Annotated in this window: 15 protein-coding genes; 5 read left to right on the top strand and 10 right to left on the bottom strand. The window is 46.0% G+C overall.

Features of this window, described 5'->3' with window-relative positions:
- The first annotated feature begins 64 nt into the window (after positions 1-64).
- Positions 65-895, top strand: coding sequence for a MurR/RpiR family transcriptional regulator (locus tag PUW25_RS12395; RefSeq protein ID WP_047911752.1), 831 nt, complete (start codon positions 65-67; stop codon positions 893-895).
- A 103-nt stretch (positions 896-998) separates the two neighbouring features.
- Here the strand turns inward: PUW25_RS12395 and PUW25_RS12390 are convergent, their stop codons facing one another.
- The 5 genes from PUW25_RS12390 to PUW25_RS12370 are packed head-to-tail and all read right to left on the bottom strand — an operon-like array spanning position 999 to position 5,035.
- Positions 999-1,901 carry a fumarylacetoacetate hydrolase family protein gene (locus tag PUW25_RS12390; RefSeq protein WP_047911751.1) on the bottom strand — a complete coding sequence of 301 codons (903 nt, stop codon included), beginning with the start codon at positions 1,899-1,901 and terminating at the stop codon, positions 999-1,001.
- A 24-nt stretch (positions 1,902-1,925) separates the two neighbouring features.
- Entirely contained in the window at positions 1,926-2,699 is a 774-nt protein-coding gene (locus tag PUW25_RS12385; RefSeq protein WP_047911750.1) for an SDR family NAD(P)-dependent oxidoreductase, read from the bottom strand.
- A 36-nt stretch (positions 2,700-2,735) separates the two neighbouring features.
- Positions 2,736-3,530 (bottom strand): SDR family NAD(P)-dependent oxidoreductase, encoded by a 795-nt coding sequence (locus tag PUW25_RS12380; protein ID WP_274337103.1) that lies wholly within the window; start codon positions 3,528-3,530, stop codon positions 2,736-2,738.
- Between the two features lie 12 nt (positions 3,531-3,542).
- Positions 3,543-4,703, bottom strand: a complete 1,161-nt coding sequence (locus PUW25_RS12375; RefSeq protein WP_274337102.1) for a UxaA family hydrolase — start codon at positions 4,701-4,703, stop codon at positions 3,543-3,545.
- Positions 4,700-5,035: a UxaA family hydrolase gene (locus tag PUW25_RS12370; protein ID WP_337999869.1), complete on the bottom strand. Its 336-nt coding sequence runs from the start codon at positions 5,033-5,035 to the stop codon at positions 4,700-4,702. Before PUW25_RS12370 ends, PUW25_RS12375 begins: the two co-directional genes overlap by 4 nt.
- Before the next feature lie 378 nt (positions 5,036-5,413).
- On the opposite strand from PUW25_RS12370, the gene PUW25_RS12365 reads away from it, so the two are divergent.
- Positions 5,414-6,586, top strand: a complete 1,173-nt coding sequence (locus PUW25_RS12365) for a cation:proton antiporter (protein WP_274337101.1) — start codon at positions 5,414-5,416, stop codon at positions 6,584-6,586.
- Between the two features lie 87 nt (positions 6,587-6,673).
- Here the strand turns inward: PUW25_RS12365 and PUW25_RS12360 are convergent, their stop codons facing one another.
- The 3 genes from PUW25_RS12360 to PUW25_RS12350 form a co-directional block, all read right to left on the bottom strand.
- Positions 6,674-7,150, bottom strand: a complete 477-nt coding sequence (locus PUW25_RS12360) for a GNAT family N-acetyltransferase (RefSeq protein ID WP_047911745.1) — start codon at positions 7,148-7,150, stop codon at positions 6,674-6,676.
- Between the two features lie 109 nt (positions 7,151-7,259).
- The gene (locus PUW25_RS12355) at positions 7,260-8,216 is read right to left on the bottom strand and encodes a DMT family transporter (protein ID WP_274337100.1); all 957 of its coding nucleotides are present in this window, start codon (positions 8,214-8,216) and stop codon (positions 7,260-7,262) included.
- A gap of 19 nt (positions 8,217-8,235) precedes the next feature.
- The gene (locus PUW25_RS12350; RefSeq protein ID WP_274337099.1) at positions 8,236-9,078 is read right to left on the bottom strand and encodes an AraC family transcriptional regulator; all 843 of its coding nucleotides are present in this window, start codon (positions 9,076-9,078) and stop codon (positions 8,236-8,238) included.
- Positions 9,079-9,187: 109 nt separating this feature from the next.
- On the opposite strand from PUW25_RS12350, the gene PUW25_RS12345 reads away from it, so the two are divergent.
- Together PUW25_RS12345 and PUW25_RS12340 are read left to right on the top strand one after the other, a co-directional pair.
- Positions 9,188-10,723, top strand: a complete 1,536-nt coding sequence (locus PUW25_RS12345; RefSeq protein ID WP_274337098.1) for a sulfatase family protein — start codon at positions 9,188-9,190, stop codon at positions 10,721-10,723.
- A gap of 403 nt (positions 10,724-11,126) precedes the next feature.
- Positions 11,127-12,239: a PdaC/SigV domain-containing protein gene (locus PUW25_RS12340; protein ID WP_274337097.1), complete on the top strand. Its 1,113-nt coding sequence runs from the start codon at positions 11,127-11,129 to the stop codon at positions 12,237-12,239.
- 94 nt (positions 12,240-12,333) lie between these two features.
- On the opposite strand, the gene PUW25_RS12335 is transcribed toward PUW25_RS12340, so the two are convergent.
- Together PUW25_RS12335 and PUW25_RS12330 are read right to left on the bottom strand one after the other, a co-directional pair.
- The gene (locus PUW25_RS12335) at positions 12,334-14,106 is read right to left on the bottom strand and encodes an ABC transporter ATP-binding protein (RefSeq protein WP_047911740.1); all 1,773 of its coding nucleotides are present in this window, start codon (positions 14,104-14,106) and stop codon (positions 12,334-12,336) included.
- The gene (locus tag PUW25_RS12330; RefSeq protein WP_047911739.1) at positions 14,103-15,848 is read right to left on the bottom strand and encodes an ABC transporter ATP-binding protein; all 1,746 of its coding nucleotides are present in this window, start codon (positions 15,846-15,848) and stop codon (positions 14,103-14,105) included. The genes PUW25_RS12335 and PUW25_RS12330 overlap by 4 nt, the downstream gene beginning before the upstream one ends.
- Positions 15,849-16,131: 283 nt before the next feature.
- On the opposite strand from PUW25_RS12330, the gene PUW25_RS12325 reads away from it, so the two are divergent.
- Positions 16,132-16,566: a hypothetical protein gene (locus tag PUW25_RS12325; protein WP_047911738.1), complete on the top strand. Its 435-nt coding sequence runs from the start codon at positions 16,132-16,134 to the stop codon at positions 16,564-16,566.
- Positions 16,567-16,663 lie beyond the last annotated feature (97 nt).

Genomic DNA, 16,663 nt, shown 5'->3' with positions numbered 1-16,663 from the left:
CTTATATTAATGATGTCTAAGCAAGTTTAATTGCAATGTATGTAGGATGGGGGTAAACAATAGGATGTATGAAGAATGGGGTAAAAAACACTTCTCTACCAATCAGCGGCTGCTGGCTGATTTTATTCAGCGGAATGAGCAGCGCATTCTGTATATGACAGAACAGGAGATTGCTGAGGAGGTTGGAATAAGCATCGCCTCTGTGTCAAGGTTCTGGAAATCAGTGGGCTACGTCAATGCCAAGCAGTTCAAGGCAAAGCTTCGTTTCCGCTTGGAATCGGCTCCCGCGGTCAAATTGGAAGAAACAATGAGTAAGATCGACGGACTGCCTCTGCCACAGACGCTGCTCAGTACGATTCATCAGCACTTGGATGAAACCTGCAAACGACTGGATTCTGAAGTACTGAATGAAGCCTCTGAGGCGATACGTCAAGCGAGACAAATCTTTGTTTTTGCCCCGGGTCCGTGTATTTCACTCGCAGAGCTGTTTGCATTTCGATTACGTCGATTTGGTCTCCAGATTCAGATTATGGCTGCAAGCGGTCATGAATTACTCGAAACGCTGATGCACGCCGGTCCCGATGACGTACTGCTTGTCTTTGGTTTCGTTCAGTTACAGCCGGAGATTGAAGTGATACTCGATTATGCAGAGGAAGCAGGTTATCGGGTCATTCTCATCACGGACCGCCTTGTGTATCCCCGGGCAAGTCAGGCAGATCTGGTGCTGTATGCGGGAAGAGGTGAAGTATGGGAATTCCATTCCATGATTGGACCTGTGTTCGTCATTGAGAACTTGATCCTCAACGTAGGTCTCGCTATGAATGAGGAAAGTCTCGGGAAGCTGAGACATCTTCAGCAATTAAGGGCTAGATATCATTCCAAGCTTCCTCGTTAGTCGATTAATATCGAAAGAATGTATGTGATAGCTAATAAGAGGCTGCTTCCTCCACATAAAAACGATCGAATCCGCTAATAGATTCGATCGTACTTAGCTGCTCTTATTCAGAGACCATCTGGTTTGTCAGAGATCCCAGCTTCTCAATCTCGATGGTCACGGTGTCTCCCGGTTTAAGATATACCCGGTCTTCCTTAGGTAACCCAAGCACGACACCTTCCGGAGTTCCTGTCAAAATGATATCTCCGGGCAGAAGCGTCATATGCTGTGAGATATAGCTGACAATCTCGTCACAGTGAAAGATCATGTCCGAGGTATTGGAGCTTTGCTTGGTTTCACCGTTTACAATACACCTTATATCCAGTGAGTTAGGGTCACCTACCTCATCAGCTGTCACCAAGTAAGGCCCAAGCGGAGAGAATTTGTCACACGATTTACCAAGCAGCCATTGTGGCGTCCTCATCTGCAGATCACGTGCAGACAAATCATTCACATTACAATATCCATAGACGTAATCCAGCGCATCTGCTTGGGCTACGTATTTAGCTTCCTTTCCGATGACAATCACGAGTTCAGCTTCATAATCAACTTCACTGCTTACGCTTGGCAGCGGAATGTCTTCCCCATGAGCAGCCAGGGTGTTATTGAATTTATTGAAGAGAATTGGATATTCAGGTATTGCTGCGTTTGTCTCTTCAGCATGTCTTCGATAGTTTAGTCCGACACAGATGATTTTGCTCGGATGGGTCACACATGGAGCATAGGAGATCTCATCTTCCGGGACAATGGATTGTGCTTGTACTTCCTTATTCTCTCCGACTGCCCGCTTAAGTCGTTCCAATTCTTGTACTCCTGACTGGCCTGTCTCAATTGCAGCGTGAATATCCAATGGAACCCGGTTCATATCTGGCAGCAGCGAAGCAGCTGTGTTTACATCGATAATGCCGCGATCAATCTTAATCCCTAATCGGTTGTCCCCATTCACTCGAAATGTAACAAGTTTCATTTCATATCCACTCCTTTTATGTATTTATGCATTCTTGCCGAATACAACGCCGCCATCAATATACAGAGGAGAGCCCATCATGAACCTGGATTCGTCGGAAGCAAGGAAGAGCGCAGCACTGGCTACGTCATCGGGTCTTCCCAGATCGCCGCTTAATTGTCTTGTCTTCAGAGATTCGAAGGCTTCAGCCGGATCATCATAGGATGAGCGCAAGTAGCTCTCAACGAAAGGCGTAAGAATGGTGCCGGGTAAGATAGCATTCACCCGAATATTGTATGGAGCATAATCGACCTGCATTGATTTGGTAAGGGCAAGCACCGCTCCCTTGGTCGCAGAATAAGATGCCCGCTTCGCGAGTCCAATCTCGGCAATGCAGGAAGACATATTGATAATGGAGCCGTTCTTCTCCTTCATCATATAGGGAAGAACATATTTGGAAGGCAGAAACACACCGCGAATATTTACCGTCATGACACGATCCCAATCATCTGGCTCTATCTCATGAAGCTGTCCAATTCCGCTGATTCCTGCATTGTTAAACAGGATATCGATTCTGCCAAATTGATCTATAATGCGGCTCACCATCTCTTCCACATGCTTGGCATGGGTTACATCGGCTTGCATGAATAGAGCTGTCCCCCCAGAAGCAGAGATCTCCTGGACGGTCTCCTGACCTTTAACTTCATCCAAATCATTGACGATGACAACGGCACCTTCTTTGGCAAAAAGCATTGCACTGCTCTTGCCGATTCCAGATCCAGATCCGGTAATTAAGGCGATTTTGTTAGCCAGACGCAATCGTATTCCTCCCTTATTCGTCATCACAACAAGTCTCTATCGTTCCATATGGTCCTCTGGCTGAGCAGCCTTCACGGTCAATCCGCCATCCACCATCAGCAAATGTCCGTTCACCTGCATCGCCTCTTCTGATGCTAGAAATACAACTGCATCTCCGATTTGACGTGCTGTACCCAGCCTTTTCATCGGATTGGCTTCAATCTCTTTGGCCCGGATTGCCGGGTCAGCCAGAAAATCAGTACACATATCCGTGTCTACTGTACTCGGTCCAACGGCATTAACGTTAATACCGTATTTACCTAGTTCAATCGCCATGCCCTTCGTCAGCATATGACCTGCTGCTTTGGATGATTGGTAATGTGGAATCACTGGACTTGTAACGACAAGGCTCGCCGTAGACAGGACATTTACTATTTTTCCGTATCTCTTGGGGATCATTTGACTAGCAGCGAGCTGTGAACAGAGGAAGATCGATTTGACGTTCGTATCAAATGTACGATCCCAAGTCTCTTCCGTAGCCTTCATGAAAGGCTCGAATGGCGCGATTCCTGCATTGTTGACCAAAATTTCCACCTCTCCAAGCTGCTCCTGGATGGCTGAGAACATGGCATCAACTTGAGCTTTACTACCTACATCGGCCTGCACGATCATCGTCTTAACACCGTGGGCTTCAGCATTTCTGGCCACCTGTTCAGCCAGCGCTCTTGATCTCTCCGAGGAATAATTAATTGCCACATGCGCTCCTTCCTCAGCAAGCCTGTAGACAATGGCCTCTCCAATTCCCCGGCTTCCTCCGGTCACCAGTGCAATGCGGTTCTCGAGTCTCCCCATCTTCCTTCCTCCTTATAAACTAGGTCCAATTCGGTTAATGCTGAATTCCTGGTGGCCGAGTATTTCTGCCTTTGTGAGCTTGCCGTTCGCTACTTCAACAATTTCCTGCCAGATGGCTATCCCAGCTTGCTCCAGGCTGAGTTCCCCGGACAGCATTCCACTTACATCGACATCCATGTTGTCACTCATCTGTTCATACATCCGCTGATTGCCTGTGATCTTAATGACAGGAAGCACAGCTGCACCTGTCGGGGTGCCTCTTCCGGTCGTAAAGCAGACAATATGTGCGCCGCCGGCTGCCATTCCTGATACACATTCAATATCGTTACCGGGTGAATCCATAAAATATAAACCGCTTTCAGGAATCGCTTCTGCATATTCTATAATTCCATTGATAGGTGCAGTACCGCATTTACTGATACATCCAAGTGACTTCTCTTCAATGGTGGACAGGCCTCCCGCAATATTCCCTGGACTGGGATTGCCGCCGCGCATATCGGAGCCCATTCGTTCGACTTCCTTTTCAAAGCGATCAACGATTTCAAACATCCTGTTCTTCATCTCTGGCGTTGTACAGCGTTCAGCAAGCACATGCTCCGCTCCAATGATCTCAGTAGTTTCACCGATCACGATGCCTCCGCCCTGGCCAATAAGGATGTCACTGGCCGAGCCAAGGGCAGGATTAGAAGCGAGGCCGGATGTCGCATCTGAGCCGCCACATTTGACACCCACCTTTAGCTTGCTGATGGGAACAGACACCTTGGGCATGCCATCCAGCTGTGTCTTCATTTTTCGAGCAATTTCGATTCCGTGTGTTATCGCTTTGACAGATCCACCTACAGATTGGATATCAAACATTTCAACCGGCTTGCCTGTTTTCCTGATCTCCGCTGCTAGTGCAGCAGGATCTACAACCTCACATCCGAGACTGATAATAATGACGCCACCCACATTCGGATTCTTTCCTGTCCCCGCCAGCATGTTAAAGGTACGCTCCTTATCCGCTCCAATCTGGGAGCACCCATGCTGATGAGGGATTGCGACGGTATCCGGCACCATCTGCATAATACGATTACTGACTTGGTTAGAGCATATTACGGTGGGGATGATTAACAAATGATTGCGAATTCCAATATCTCCATTGGGCCGCTCATAAGCTTGAATTGTATTCATACTGTCCCTTCCCTTCCTGCTTGATCACCGCGTCCTCGTAATCCTTCGATATTGTGGATATGCACATGCTGACCTGCTTCAATCGCGATACTAGCCTGGCCTATAACCTCCCCGTACTTCTTCACCTTCGTGCCTTCGGGTATGTGACTCAGCGCCACCTTATGACCAAACGGGATGTCATTCAGAACGGTTAATTGAAAACGGTTACCATTAAAAACAAAAGTAATGTCCTCTCCGGCTTGCAAGTCCTTGAGCGCTGTTGCCACATGATCGTCTGCATGCATTTGAATTACATCAGCACCGGTTAGAATATCTTCTCTTATGATACTCACCGCCTTAACATACTGGAATCCATGCTATCATAAACCTTAAATTAACAAGGTTGGTTGGTACTGTCAATAGCAGAAATTGCTCTTCATATAGCCAGCGTACTTGATATTGAATGTACAAAAAATAAATGGCAGCAGCATATTCACAAAACAAATTACAACTGTTATAATAAAAATTATAGTTGAATCAATTTGTTATCTCTTGATTCAGTTACAACCAAATATGTTGATCACGGGAGGAGCCTGCCACACAAGGCCCCTCTCTGTTTATTTTTAAGGCGTGTTTACGGAGAGATTGCGTAAATGCGCCTTTTTTCGTTGAGAGTGGATATTTCCCCCGATGATGTAACAACATAAATATGGAAACGAAAGGAGAAAGATATGGAATTTATTTTACACCTAGTACTCATCCTCATCTTCACTAAACTGGCAGGTCACTTGTCCCTTAAGCTGGGTCAGCCGTCCGTTCTTGGTGAATTGATCGCCGGTGTGATCCTTGGTCCGGCTGTACTTGGATGGGTCCATCAAACCTCATTTATTCATGAATTCTCTGAGATTGGTGTCCTGATCCTCATGTTCATCGCAGGACTGGAAACGGATTTGGAGGAGCTCCGCAAGAACTGGAAGGCTGCACTTGCTGTAGCGGTTGGCGGTATCATTCTGCCCTTCGTAGGCGGATACAGCTCTGCTCTGGCTTTTGGGATTGAGCAAAGCCATGCATTATTCCTTGGACTTCTGCTCTGTGCAACATCAGTGAGTATTTCCGTTCAAACACTGAAGGAAATGAACAAACTGAATTCACGCGAGGGTACAACCATATTGGGTGCTGCCGTAGTGGACGATATTCTAGTCGTTGTCCTGCTTGCCGTGATGATGAGTCTGCTGGGAACAGGAGAATCCGTAAGTATTGGTTCTCTTATTGGTAAGAAGGTATTGTTCTTCGTTGTCATTATCGCAGCAGCAATCTGGGTCGTTCCGCTCGTCATGAAGTGGCTCAGCAAGCTCAGAGTGTCGGAGACCGTTATATCCGGTGGAATCATTATCGCACTTGCCTTTTCATATTTTGCCGAGTGGATGGGCGTTGCAGGGATCATCGGCGCTTTTGCAGCAGGGATTGCCATTTCTCAAACCCCTTACAAGCATACAGTTGAGCACAAGCTTGAGCCGATCGCATACAGCTTATTTGTTCCCGTATTCTTTGTAAGTATTGGTCTTAATGTGAATTTCGAAGGCGTTGGCTCTCAGATCGGATTCATCATCGTCCTAAGTGTGGCAGCCATTCTTACGAAGCTCCTGGGTGGAGCACTGGGTGCCAAGCTGACAGGATTCAATATGCATTCCTCCTTCGCTATCGGTACAGGAATGATATCCCGGGGCGAAGTCGCTTTGATTATCGCCGGAACTGGCCTTGCTTCAGGCCTATTGGATCCGCAGTATTACACGTCGGTCATTATCATGGTGATTGTAACAACTCTCGTTACTCCACCGCTTCTCAAAATCATGTTCGCGGATAAACATGCGAAGAAGCTGAGTCAAGCAAGTTCACAGAAATAAAATAGTGAATATCTTAAAAAAACAGGCACGACATTCTGAAAAATGTCGTGCCTGTTTTATAATCGACGAGACTCGAACCGCCTAACTTCAATCCAGCTCCATCTCATATCTAATAGATTTGGTGCTCATTCCATTGGATTCCAGGAAAGCTTCAGCACGCTCATTGTCCGCAAGTACATCGATCTCAACAGCATCCGCCTGTCTCTCTTTACCCAGCTTAATGATAAATTCCATTAGAGATTGACCCACGCCTGCTCCTCGAATCTCCTCGCGGACACAGAAATCACGAATGAACAATACCTTTCTCTGCTTGTATATCTTGTGTGCACTTACTTGCTCTTCATCCACGATGGCATATCCTGCGATTACATTGTTCGTGGATTCAGCAACAATCACCTCTGAGTGAGGAGCATCAAGGAACCCACGGACTTCTTCCTCCGTATAGTTGTCAGCAAGCTCATACAGATCAGGTCTTCTGTCGGCGATGACTTCATCGTAGTCTTTTCTTAATTGAATAATAGATGGGATATCCCCTTCAACTGCATTACGTATTCGTAGATCCAAATCAAATCTCTCCTGTCATAATAGGCTCGAAGCTAGATATCTATATTATTACCCATTTGTGCTATAAACGATCTCCCTACTTGAATAAATCAATTACGCATCGAAAGAATTATCCTTTTGCTGCTTGAACGTCTATTCGAGAAACATAGCTATGCAGAACCATACCAATCACAACGATCAGCATTCCAATCCATGAAATGGATGAAGGAATTGCAATGGACAATAACAACACTTCACCTGCAAGAGCAAACAGCACTTCCATGGACTGCGTCGCCTCCACTGCCGCTAATTTCTGCATATTCCCTCTTACCATATCCGTTGCTTTGAAGAATAGTACCGTTGCAATGACTCCGGAACATAGAGCCACAAGCAGCGACTGCATACTCTGATCAAGACTTGGCAGGCCCTCCGTTGCTAGACCATACACAGACAGCAGAATCCAGAATGGCAGGCTGGCAAGTGTCATGCCCAGCACTCTCTGGTAAGCGTCCAATCTTCCTTCGCACAGCTCCATCATTTTACGGTTACCCAGTGGATAGGCAAAAGAAGCGATAAATACAGGAATGGCACCTAGCAGCAGATTCTCTAGTGAAAAGCTCTTTGCATGCTCAACCTGCATCAGCACTATACCTAGCAAGATAAGGAGCGACATCAGAAGTCCCTTCATAGGAATTCGACCTTTGATCTGAAGGACGCCAGTGGAAGTATGTACGGTTTCAGTAAATAGCGGAGCAAGCAGCATGCCGGCAATGATCGTAAACTGCCACGTACCTGCAACCAGCCATCCCGGAGAATAGGCTGCTGCAAAGCATAATGGAGCATAAAACAAGCCAAAGCCAACACAGCTCCACAAGAGCCAGGTTCTCGGCTGTTTTTTCATCTCGTCTATCAGTGGTCTGAAATTTCTTCTAAACATGACGATCGCAACGAGAAAAGGAATCATAAATATATAGCGGAGCGAGGCGCTCCAGATCCAGCTGCCGCCGGACAACTCCATCGATGCGTTTAATACAAAAGTAAATGCAAAAAAGAAGGCTGCGAATATTCCTAACAATATCGGTCTCAATGAACTCACCTCAGGCGGTCTATGAATTAGCTGCATGCAGATGACGATAATCAGTTGGTGACATGTGACAGTGGTTCTTGAAAGCACGGGTGAACGAATACAGGCTCGTATATCCGACGCTATATGCAATTTCTGTAACGGTTGCGGTGGATTGACTGAGCAGCTCCTTCGCCTTATCCATTCTTACCCGGGCGATGTATTCCGTAGGTGATACTCCGACAGCGCTCCTGAATTCGGTTGAGAAATAAGTGCGATTCAGCCCCGCTAGACGTGCGATCTGCTGTACGGTAATTCCCTCCGAGGCGTGCAGGCGGATGTAGTCCAGACTCTTAGAGATCCAGGATAGTACACGGTGCTCCGGCTGTCGTTGACTAGAGATCATCAACTGACCTAGTAAACAATAGCAGCGGCCTCTGAGCTCAAAGCTGGCAGCATCATTTGTTGCGTCCTTCTGTCTCAGCACGTTCATCAATCCGGATAGGTGTTCTTCGATCATAGGGCTGCATCGATTCTTGAGATAAGGCTCATGACGTGACATTCCTAGCAGCGTTAGAATATTCTCCATCCCAGGACCATCCATTGCCATCCAGGTAAGCCGAAGCGATTGCTTGTCTTGATTCTTATAGTACAAATAAGTGATGCCTGGATACATACAAAATAAATCTCCCGGACCAAGCAGTCGCTGCTGTCCGTCATATTCAAACCGAATATGACCTTCCTGTACCATATGAATGCTGTAGCATTCGATTCTTCTTGGCCCCACCCGATAGCTGGACTTAGCGATATTTCTGCCCATTCGGACAAGCCAAGCCTGGTCTCTCTTATCGAATTCCGAGGGGGTATTAAACAGAAATTCTAGCACTGGTATAACTTCACCCCGCATACAGACAAAATGTTAAATCTATCATACATTAAGTTATTTCCTCTGTGCAGATCTTTTTTTATAATTTTCGACAGAAGGAGGATGTTCGATGAAGAAACCTAACATATTGTTAATTACAAGCGATCAGCAGCACTGGGATACGATTGGTGCATTCAATAGTGAGCTGCATACTCCTAACCTTGATCGGTTAGTAAGAGAAGGAACGACTTTTAACAGAGCGTATTGTCCTAACCCGACTTGCACGCCTAGCCGTGCCTCCATCATTACGGGGATGTACCCAAGTCAGCATGGAGCCTGGACACTTGGCACCAAATTGCTGGAGGATCGGCATACGGTGGGAGAGGATTTCAAGGCGGCTGGATATCAAACGGCACTGGTCGGCAAAGCGCACTTCCAGCCATTAGTATCCACAGAGACTTACCCTTCCATGGAAGCACATCCTGTAGTGCATGATTTTAATTATTGGAAAGCATTCAACGGTCCATTCTATGGATTTGACCATGTAGAGCTGGCACGCAACCATACGAATGAGGGGCATGTCGGTCAACACTATGCTCTATGGATGGAAGAGAAAGGTCTCGATAACTGGAGAGATTACTTCCTTCCTGAGATCGGAACGATGGATCGTACCCAAACCTACAAATGGCCGATTCCAGAAAAGTATCATTACAATACTTGGATTGCTGAACGGACCAATGCACTGCTGGAAGATTATAAAGCGAACGACGACAGCTTCTTCTTGTGGTCCAGCTTCTTTGATCCACATCCAGAGTATTTAGCACCTGAGCCTTGGGATTCCATGTATGATCCAGACGAATTGACCATTCCCAAGATCGTCGAAGGTGAGCATGACAAGAATCCGCCCCATTTTGGCAAAACACAGGAGGACAATCCCGACTTCTCTTATTTGTCAGAAACCGGTCAGGGAATTCACGGATATCGATCTCATCATTATTATGAATATGGCAAGCGTGCGCGGCTTACAGATTACGATAAGAAGAAGCTTGTAGGCGTTTACTACGGAATGATCAGCCTGATGGATAAATATATTGGCAGCATACTCGATAAGCTTGATGAGCTCGGACTTGCTGACAATACGATTGTCGTCTTTACAACGGATCATGGACATTTCTTCGGTCAGCATGGCTTACAGGCAAAAGGCGGGTTTCATTATGAGGATCTGATTAAGCTGCCTTTCATTGTACGATACCCGGGTCATGTTCCTGCCGATCAGCAAAGCAATGCTATCCAATCATTGGTTGACCTTGCCCCTACCTTCCTGTCATTCTGCGATCTGCCCATTCCACATGCGATGACTGGTGTTGATCAGAAGAAGGTGTGGCTGGATGAGAGCACTTGTGCTCGTGATCATGCGATATGTGAGTTCCGGCATGAGCCGACGACGATACATCAGAAAACTTATGTGGATGCAAGGTATAAAATAACGATATATTACAATCAAACCTATGGTGAAATCTTTGACCTTCAGGAGGATCCACAGGAGCTGAACAATTTATGGGATAACCCTGAACGGAAAGATCTCAAGACCGAGCTGCTCTTAAAGTATGCATGGGCTGAGTTGGGCAAAGAATCCATGCCGATGCCAAGAATTACGGGAGCATGAAGTGAGTAACTGATGGATAGAACAAAATATATTAGCAACGGAGTAATGCCGCATGAACAGAATATGTGATATGCGGTTTTTTTCTTACAAAAAAATGTAGGTTTGTCATCTGATCGGCTATTGTGCCTCGTACATCAACGTACTGTTTAATGAAACGATGCTCCCTGCAGAGCTCACATTAACAGCTTAATCCCTCCATTCTCCTGATTTCGACAACAATACTGTAACCCTGGCTGTAAACATTTCCTCTCATTTCCTCCCTATAATAAATCTTGTCTTACTGTCGTAATGCGAATAACGTGTGATTCGTATCAACATAAGAGTGATCTCTTATAAGAAAAAGGAATTTTTGGGTAATACATAATAAGAAGAGCGAACAGCTTAGACTAGGGAGGAACTAATAATGAATAAGAAAAGTATGAAATGGTCCGCAGCTATTTTGTCCGCAGGTCTATTGGCAGGTAATGCGAGCTTTTTTAGTGGGCAGTCCGAAGCTGTCGTTGCTGCCGCAACCTCAGTCCAAGCTTCAGACGTCGTAATGAAGTATAATGGCAAGACGCTCTCTGCTCCAGGCAAGCTGGTTAATGGAAGCACGATGATTCCGATCTCGGTGTTAAGAGATGATTTGGGGCTTAAATTAAGCTATGAGGCTGGCAAAGGGGTTAAAACCTACACGGTCGGAAGCGGAGTCACTCAAATGAAATTGGAAGTAACGGAATATGGGATTAACACCAGGATCAACGATCGTTATATCGGAGACAACAATACGAGTTATGAAGCCTATGAAGCCAAAAATATAAACGGCAAGCTATATGTTCCCTACAGAGTGTTGAAGGAATATTTAGGTTTCCAGGGCTCTTACAACTCATCATCCAAAACATTAACACTGAAAAAACAGCAGCAGAACAAGGTAACCATCACTTCGGAAACGATCTCAGACAGCAACAACAATGCAACCATGGACATTCGTTATCCGAAGCTTAGTGGGCTTGCGAATGCAGAAGCTCAGGAAGCAATAAACAAAACGTTCAAAGATAAAGCAGAAGCTTTTGCAGCAGAAGCGAAGAAAAAAGCAAAAGATCGGGATGCTGAGTTCGAACAGCCTTATGAATTCCATGGTACCTTCCTCGTCACTTTTAACCGGGATGGAGTGCTGAGCATAGCCACTGATTTGTACGAATATGTAGGTGGTGCTCATGGAATGACTTACCGTGAGGGCTTTACGTTCTCCCTCAAGGATGGTAAGCAGCTGACATTGGACGATCTGCTCCATTCATCAGATGCTGCCAAGAAGAAGCTGGATCAAATGCTGCAGAAGGAGACAAACGCAGACAACTTCAACTTTGGGTTTAACGGACTGAAGGAAGATCCGGATTTCTACGTTTCTGAAAATGGGCTCACCGTCTTTTTCCAAATTTATGAAATTACCTCCTATGCGATGGGATTCCCAACGTATACCTTCAGTTTTGCAGATCTGCTGCCTAAAGGAACAGACCCCTTTGCGGATGCACGATAATTTGCGAAATGGGCAGGCAGCAAGCTTGAGCCAACATATAGATACACCAAAAAACCTTTGGAGCTTTCCTTCCAAAGGTTTTTTGGTACTTCGGTTAAGATACTTTTACTGGAGTCTGTTCTCCCTGCCACAGCAGCTGCATCTCTTCACAGCTCTCTAACAGTTCACGAAGGCTGCCTTCTGCTTCAATTCGTCCATCCTTCATTACAATGATATGATCTGCCTTGGATAAAGCTGCTCTTCGGTGAGAGACGGCGATGCAGGTCACATCCTCTTCCTTAAACAATCCATCCCATACCTGCTGCTCGGTTTCAACATCCAGTGCGCTCGATAGATCATCGAAAATATACAGATCTGAGTCTGTCATCAGCATGCGCGCTGTTGCTGCCCGCTGAATTTGGCCGCCGGACAGCATCACGCCTCTTGGCCCAACCAGTGTATCAAGTCCTTTTTCTAAGTCCCCTACATCTTTATTCATTACAGCCAGATTCATCGCACGCTCGAGGGACTCTTCCACGCGGCTGCGCTTGCCCTGAACCATATTTTCCTTCAAAGTATCACTGAACAAACGCGGCACTTGTGGTGTATACGCTGCTCTTGGCGGTGTTAAGAATTGAGCCGGATCAATCTCTGTTCCGTTCCAGTGAATGGATCCTGACTGCTTAGGAAGCAGTCCCAGCAATGTCCGTACCAAGGTGGATTTACCCGAACCGATTCTTCCCGTAATAACCAGGAACTGCCCACGTTTCAGCTCCAGATTTACATCCTTAATCCCGTGATTTGAATTCGGATATTGATAGGTGAGATTACGGACCGCGACCTCTTCCAGTTTCTCCCTATTATCCCTGCTGATGACGGGCAGCTCGGGAGGATCTTCATACAAATATATTTCACGATGATCCATTATCCGATCCTCTTCACCTGGGCGGAACAGCATACGCATTCGGTCAAAGGACACCTTGAGGCGCTTGTGCTGGAACACCATGTAGCCGAACAACGAGATACTAAACCCGATGTTCGTCAAATAAGTGGTAAATAGTGCGAAATCTCCAACCGTAAAATTTCCATTTCTCATCTCAGCCGCGCACATCAGAAGGATAAGTCCCGTACAAATACTTAGAATGTGTTGATTCAACGATCTCATCCACTGCTTAAACAAGTTATCCTTGAGTGCAGCCTGACGGCGGTCTTCGTTCAGCTTCATAAATCGAGCATGTACGTGATCTTCAGCCTCCCCAAGCTTGAGAGCCTGAACGGCGCCGAAGGTCTCTGCGATAAAGCTAGTAATCCGTCCGGTTGCCTCCTGATTCTGCTGACCATATCTGCGTGCTCGATTGCCTGAGAGGTTGTTCAGCAATGTAACGATGACTAAGGGCAGTACAGCTACTAAAGTAATTTTCCAGTTGATGCTTGCCATGATCGAGACCGAAACGACGGAGAACACGAACATCCCCCAGAAATCGACCCAGGATTCCACATATTCGACGACCTCGTTCACATCATCGCGGAAACGACTCATCGCTTCCCCAGGGGAAGCGGGCAGATTCCGTCCTGGCCAGCGCATAATGCCTGCCAGCATATTCGTCCGCAGAATGGCTTGGATATGAAAAATATAGGTTACCCATTCATAGAAGGCGATGAGCATGGTTCCTACTCTCGTAATTCTTACAGCTACCATGACAAGCAGCGGCACGGCAAGCCACAGATAATCGTTGGTATTCCCGGCAGCTGCGCGATCGAAGAACCACTGCATCGCAAGCCCAATGACTAGCGGGAGCGAATGGAATATACACCATAAGAGACCATTGATAATAAATAAAAATGGCTTGAATCGAAAAAGCTTATTAATAAAGCCAGCTACGGTCATGCCAGCTCCTCCTCTCTGCCTGTAACGAGCAATCTTGCATAGTGGGAGGCTGGATTCCTCGCGAGCTCATCACGTTCTCCAAACTCCAATATTCTGCCATCACCCAGCACCATAATTTTGTCCACTTGATTCAGTGTAGCAAGCCGGTGAGCGATCATAATTCCGGTGCATTCCTTCATCATCTGATCAACTGCCGACTGAAGCATTGCTTCGGTCGCCGCATCCAGCCTCGAAGATGGTTCATCAAGGATGACCAGGCTCGGTTTCGTAAGGAACACTCGGGTTAGGGCAAACAACTGCGCTTCGCCGGCGGATAAAGATGTTCCTCCTGTATTAAGATGTGTATCAAGTCCGTTAGGCTGAGCTTCAATCCATCTGCTTAGACCCAATTGCCTCGTTTTGTGCAAAATCTCATCATCCGAGATTTCTTGATTGAACAGTGTCAAGTTCTCACGAAGTGTTCCATCAAACAGCTGTACATCCTGAGTAACCATCCCTATGCGTCTATACAGCGCTGGCAGAGACAGCTTGGTAACATCTACACCACCTACGCGTATAACGCCGCTGTTGATATTGTATAACCTAAGCAGAGTTCGGCTAAGGCTCGATTTGCCGCTGCCCGTCCGGCCTATAATACCTAACAGTTCCCCAGGCTTCAGCTCGAAATGAATATCAGTGAGAATCGGTTTATCCTCGTTATAACTGAAGTGGACATGCTCAAATTCGAGACTCAAAGGCCCTTCCGGAAGCTCGGTCTCCTTGCCTTCACTAATTTCACTTCGTAAGGATAACAGTTCTCTTGAACGAAGCATGCCAGATTTTGCTTTTTGAAATTCCTGTATTTGATCACCCAAAATTTCAATAGGCTCGTTCAGCATCTGAGTATATTGATAGATTAGGTACAGTGTGCCCAGTGTAATTGCTCCGGACATGTAATAATGTACGCCGATAAGCAGCACGGCCGTTACCGCTAGTGCAAACAGAATAACCGTTATATTCCACGGTATGACCCGGAGCATCCAGGCTCTTCTCCCCTTAAGAAATACGGAGCGCATCAGCCGATGAAATCGATTCATCACATAAGGTACATGGCCATTCGCCTGAACATCTTCGATTCCAGCAATTCGCTCTTCAATCAAACCGAACAGAGAAGCGCTGACCTCCCTTTCTTCCTTAGAGGATCGCACCCCAAGATTGCGAATCACAACCATGAATAAGATCGATAGCAGCGTAAATGCCGTCATGACGAGTGCAATAGGTACGCTGATCGTGAACATGAAACCCAAGATCCCAGCAAGCAATACGAAGCTGCCGATGACCTGAACGATAAACATCGCAAAAAAATTGGAAATGGCTGTTACATCTCCATCTACCCGCTCAATCATCTCGCCTGGTGTTTTCACATTGTGAAATTTCATATCCAGCCGAAGACAGTGCTTCAGCAGATCACCGCGCAGCTGATTGGTTGCACGCCAGGATACATCGTTCCCGAAATAGCTGACGGCTACGGTTATAAGCTGATTGACGACGGCTACAACCAGGTATATACCTGCCAGCTGAAATAAAGTTGCGAGTAATCCCCCTCCTGCAGCTGTGTCGATAAAACGCTGCACAATCTGCGGATTCAATAGCTGCAAGCCGGTTGATGTCAGCAGCATAACCAGCAGTAAGAGCAGCCGTCCTTTGACTGGCTTCAGATACTTTAGCAGCCATGTCATCGATAATTTTTCTTTCTTGGGCACAGTGCCCACCCCCATCTGCACACAAATATGTATCTCTTATTTTCATTTGACCTTAGGTCATTTGCTGATAAATCATAATAAGTCTACATGAAACGAACATCCATTCCTAGGTAAAAAATAATTATAATCCCATATCAGGCGGAATCGCAAAAAAAGCACAGCAGCACTACTGAATTCCCCCTTTAATTACGATGGGTCTATTATTTTTAGATCCACGTAATATAGTATGAGCACCATTGAATTCATCATATTTTTCCAACATCTATCAAAATGGAGCGAATGCATGGACGTTATACTATTTATTATGATCAACGTATTACTTATAAGTTCGCTTGTTGTCAGCTATGTTCACTTAAACAAAAGGCGGAGACAAATCAACCATCAATTGGGCATGAATATCTCGATGACGATCAGTATGATCTGTGCGCTGTCTTTTGGTGCGCTGTGGGGCTTTCAATTCCCTATGCATTCCAGCTGGGTTACCATTGCGGCAACAGTGCTGTCTATGCTCACAGGGTTTATTTACGGAAGGCTGGTCGATATGCAGTGCGTAATTACCGGTATCTCAAGTGGGATGATGACTGGACTAATGGGTCCAATGATTGTGATGCATACAAACCGACCGGCGCTCCTGCTGATCTTTATTATGTTTCTATTCTTCTTCTCTATGATTCTATTATGCGGTTCTGTACATATGAATCAGAAGGATGAACGTTAGCAGAATCACGTTTATCAAGCTGAACAATATGCTATAAATCCTATAAATCTCTCCTTCTTCTAACAAGGCTCTGTTATAATGAGTAAGATTCCTAATC

Origin of the sequence: Paenibacillus urinalis (genome assembly GCF_028747985.1) — a bacterium.
In the GTDB taxonomy this organism is placed as follows: Bacteria; Bacillota; Bacilli; order Paenibacillales; family Paenibacillaceae; genus Paenibacillus; species Paenibacillus urinalis.
This window is presented reverse-complemented; position numbering and strand designations above follow the sequence as displayed.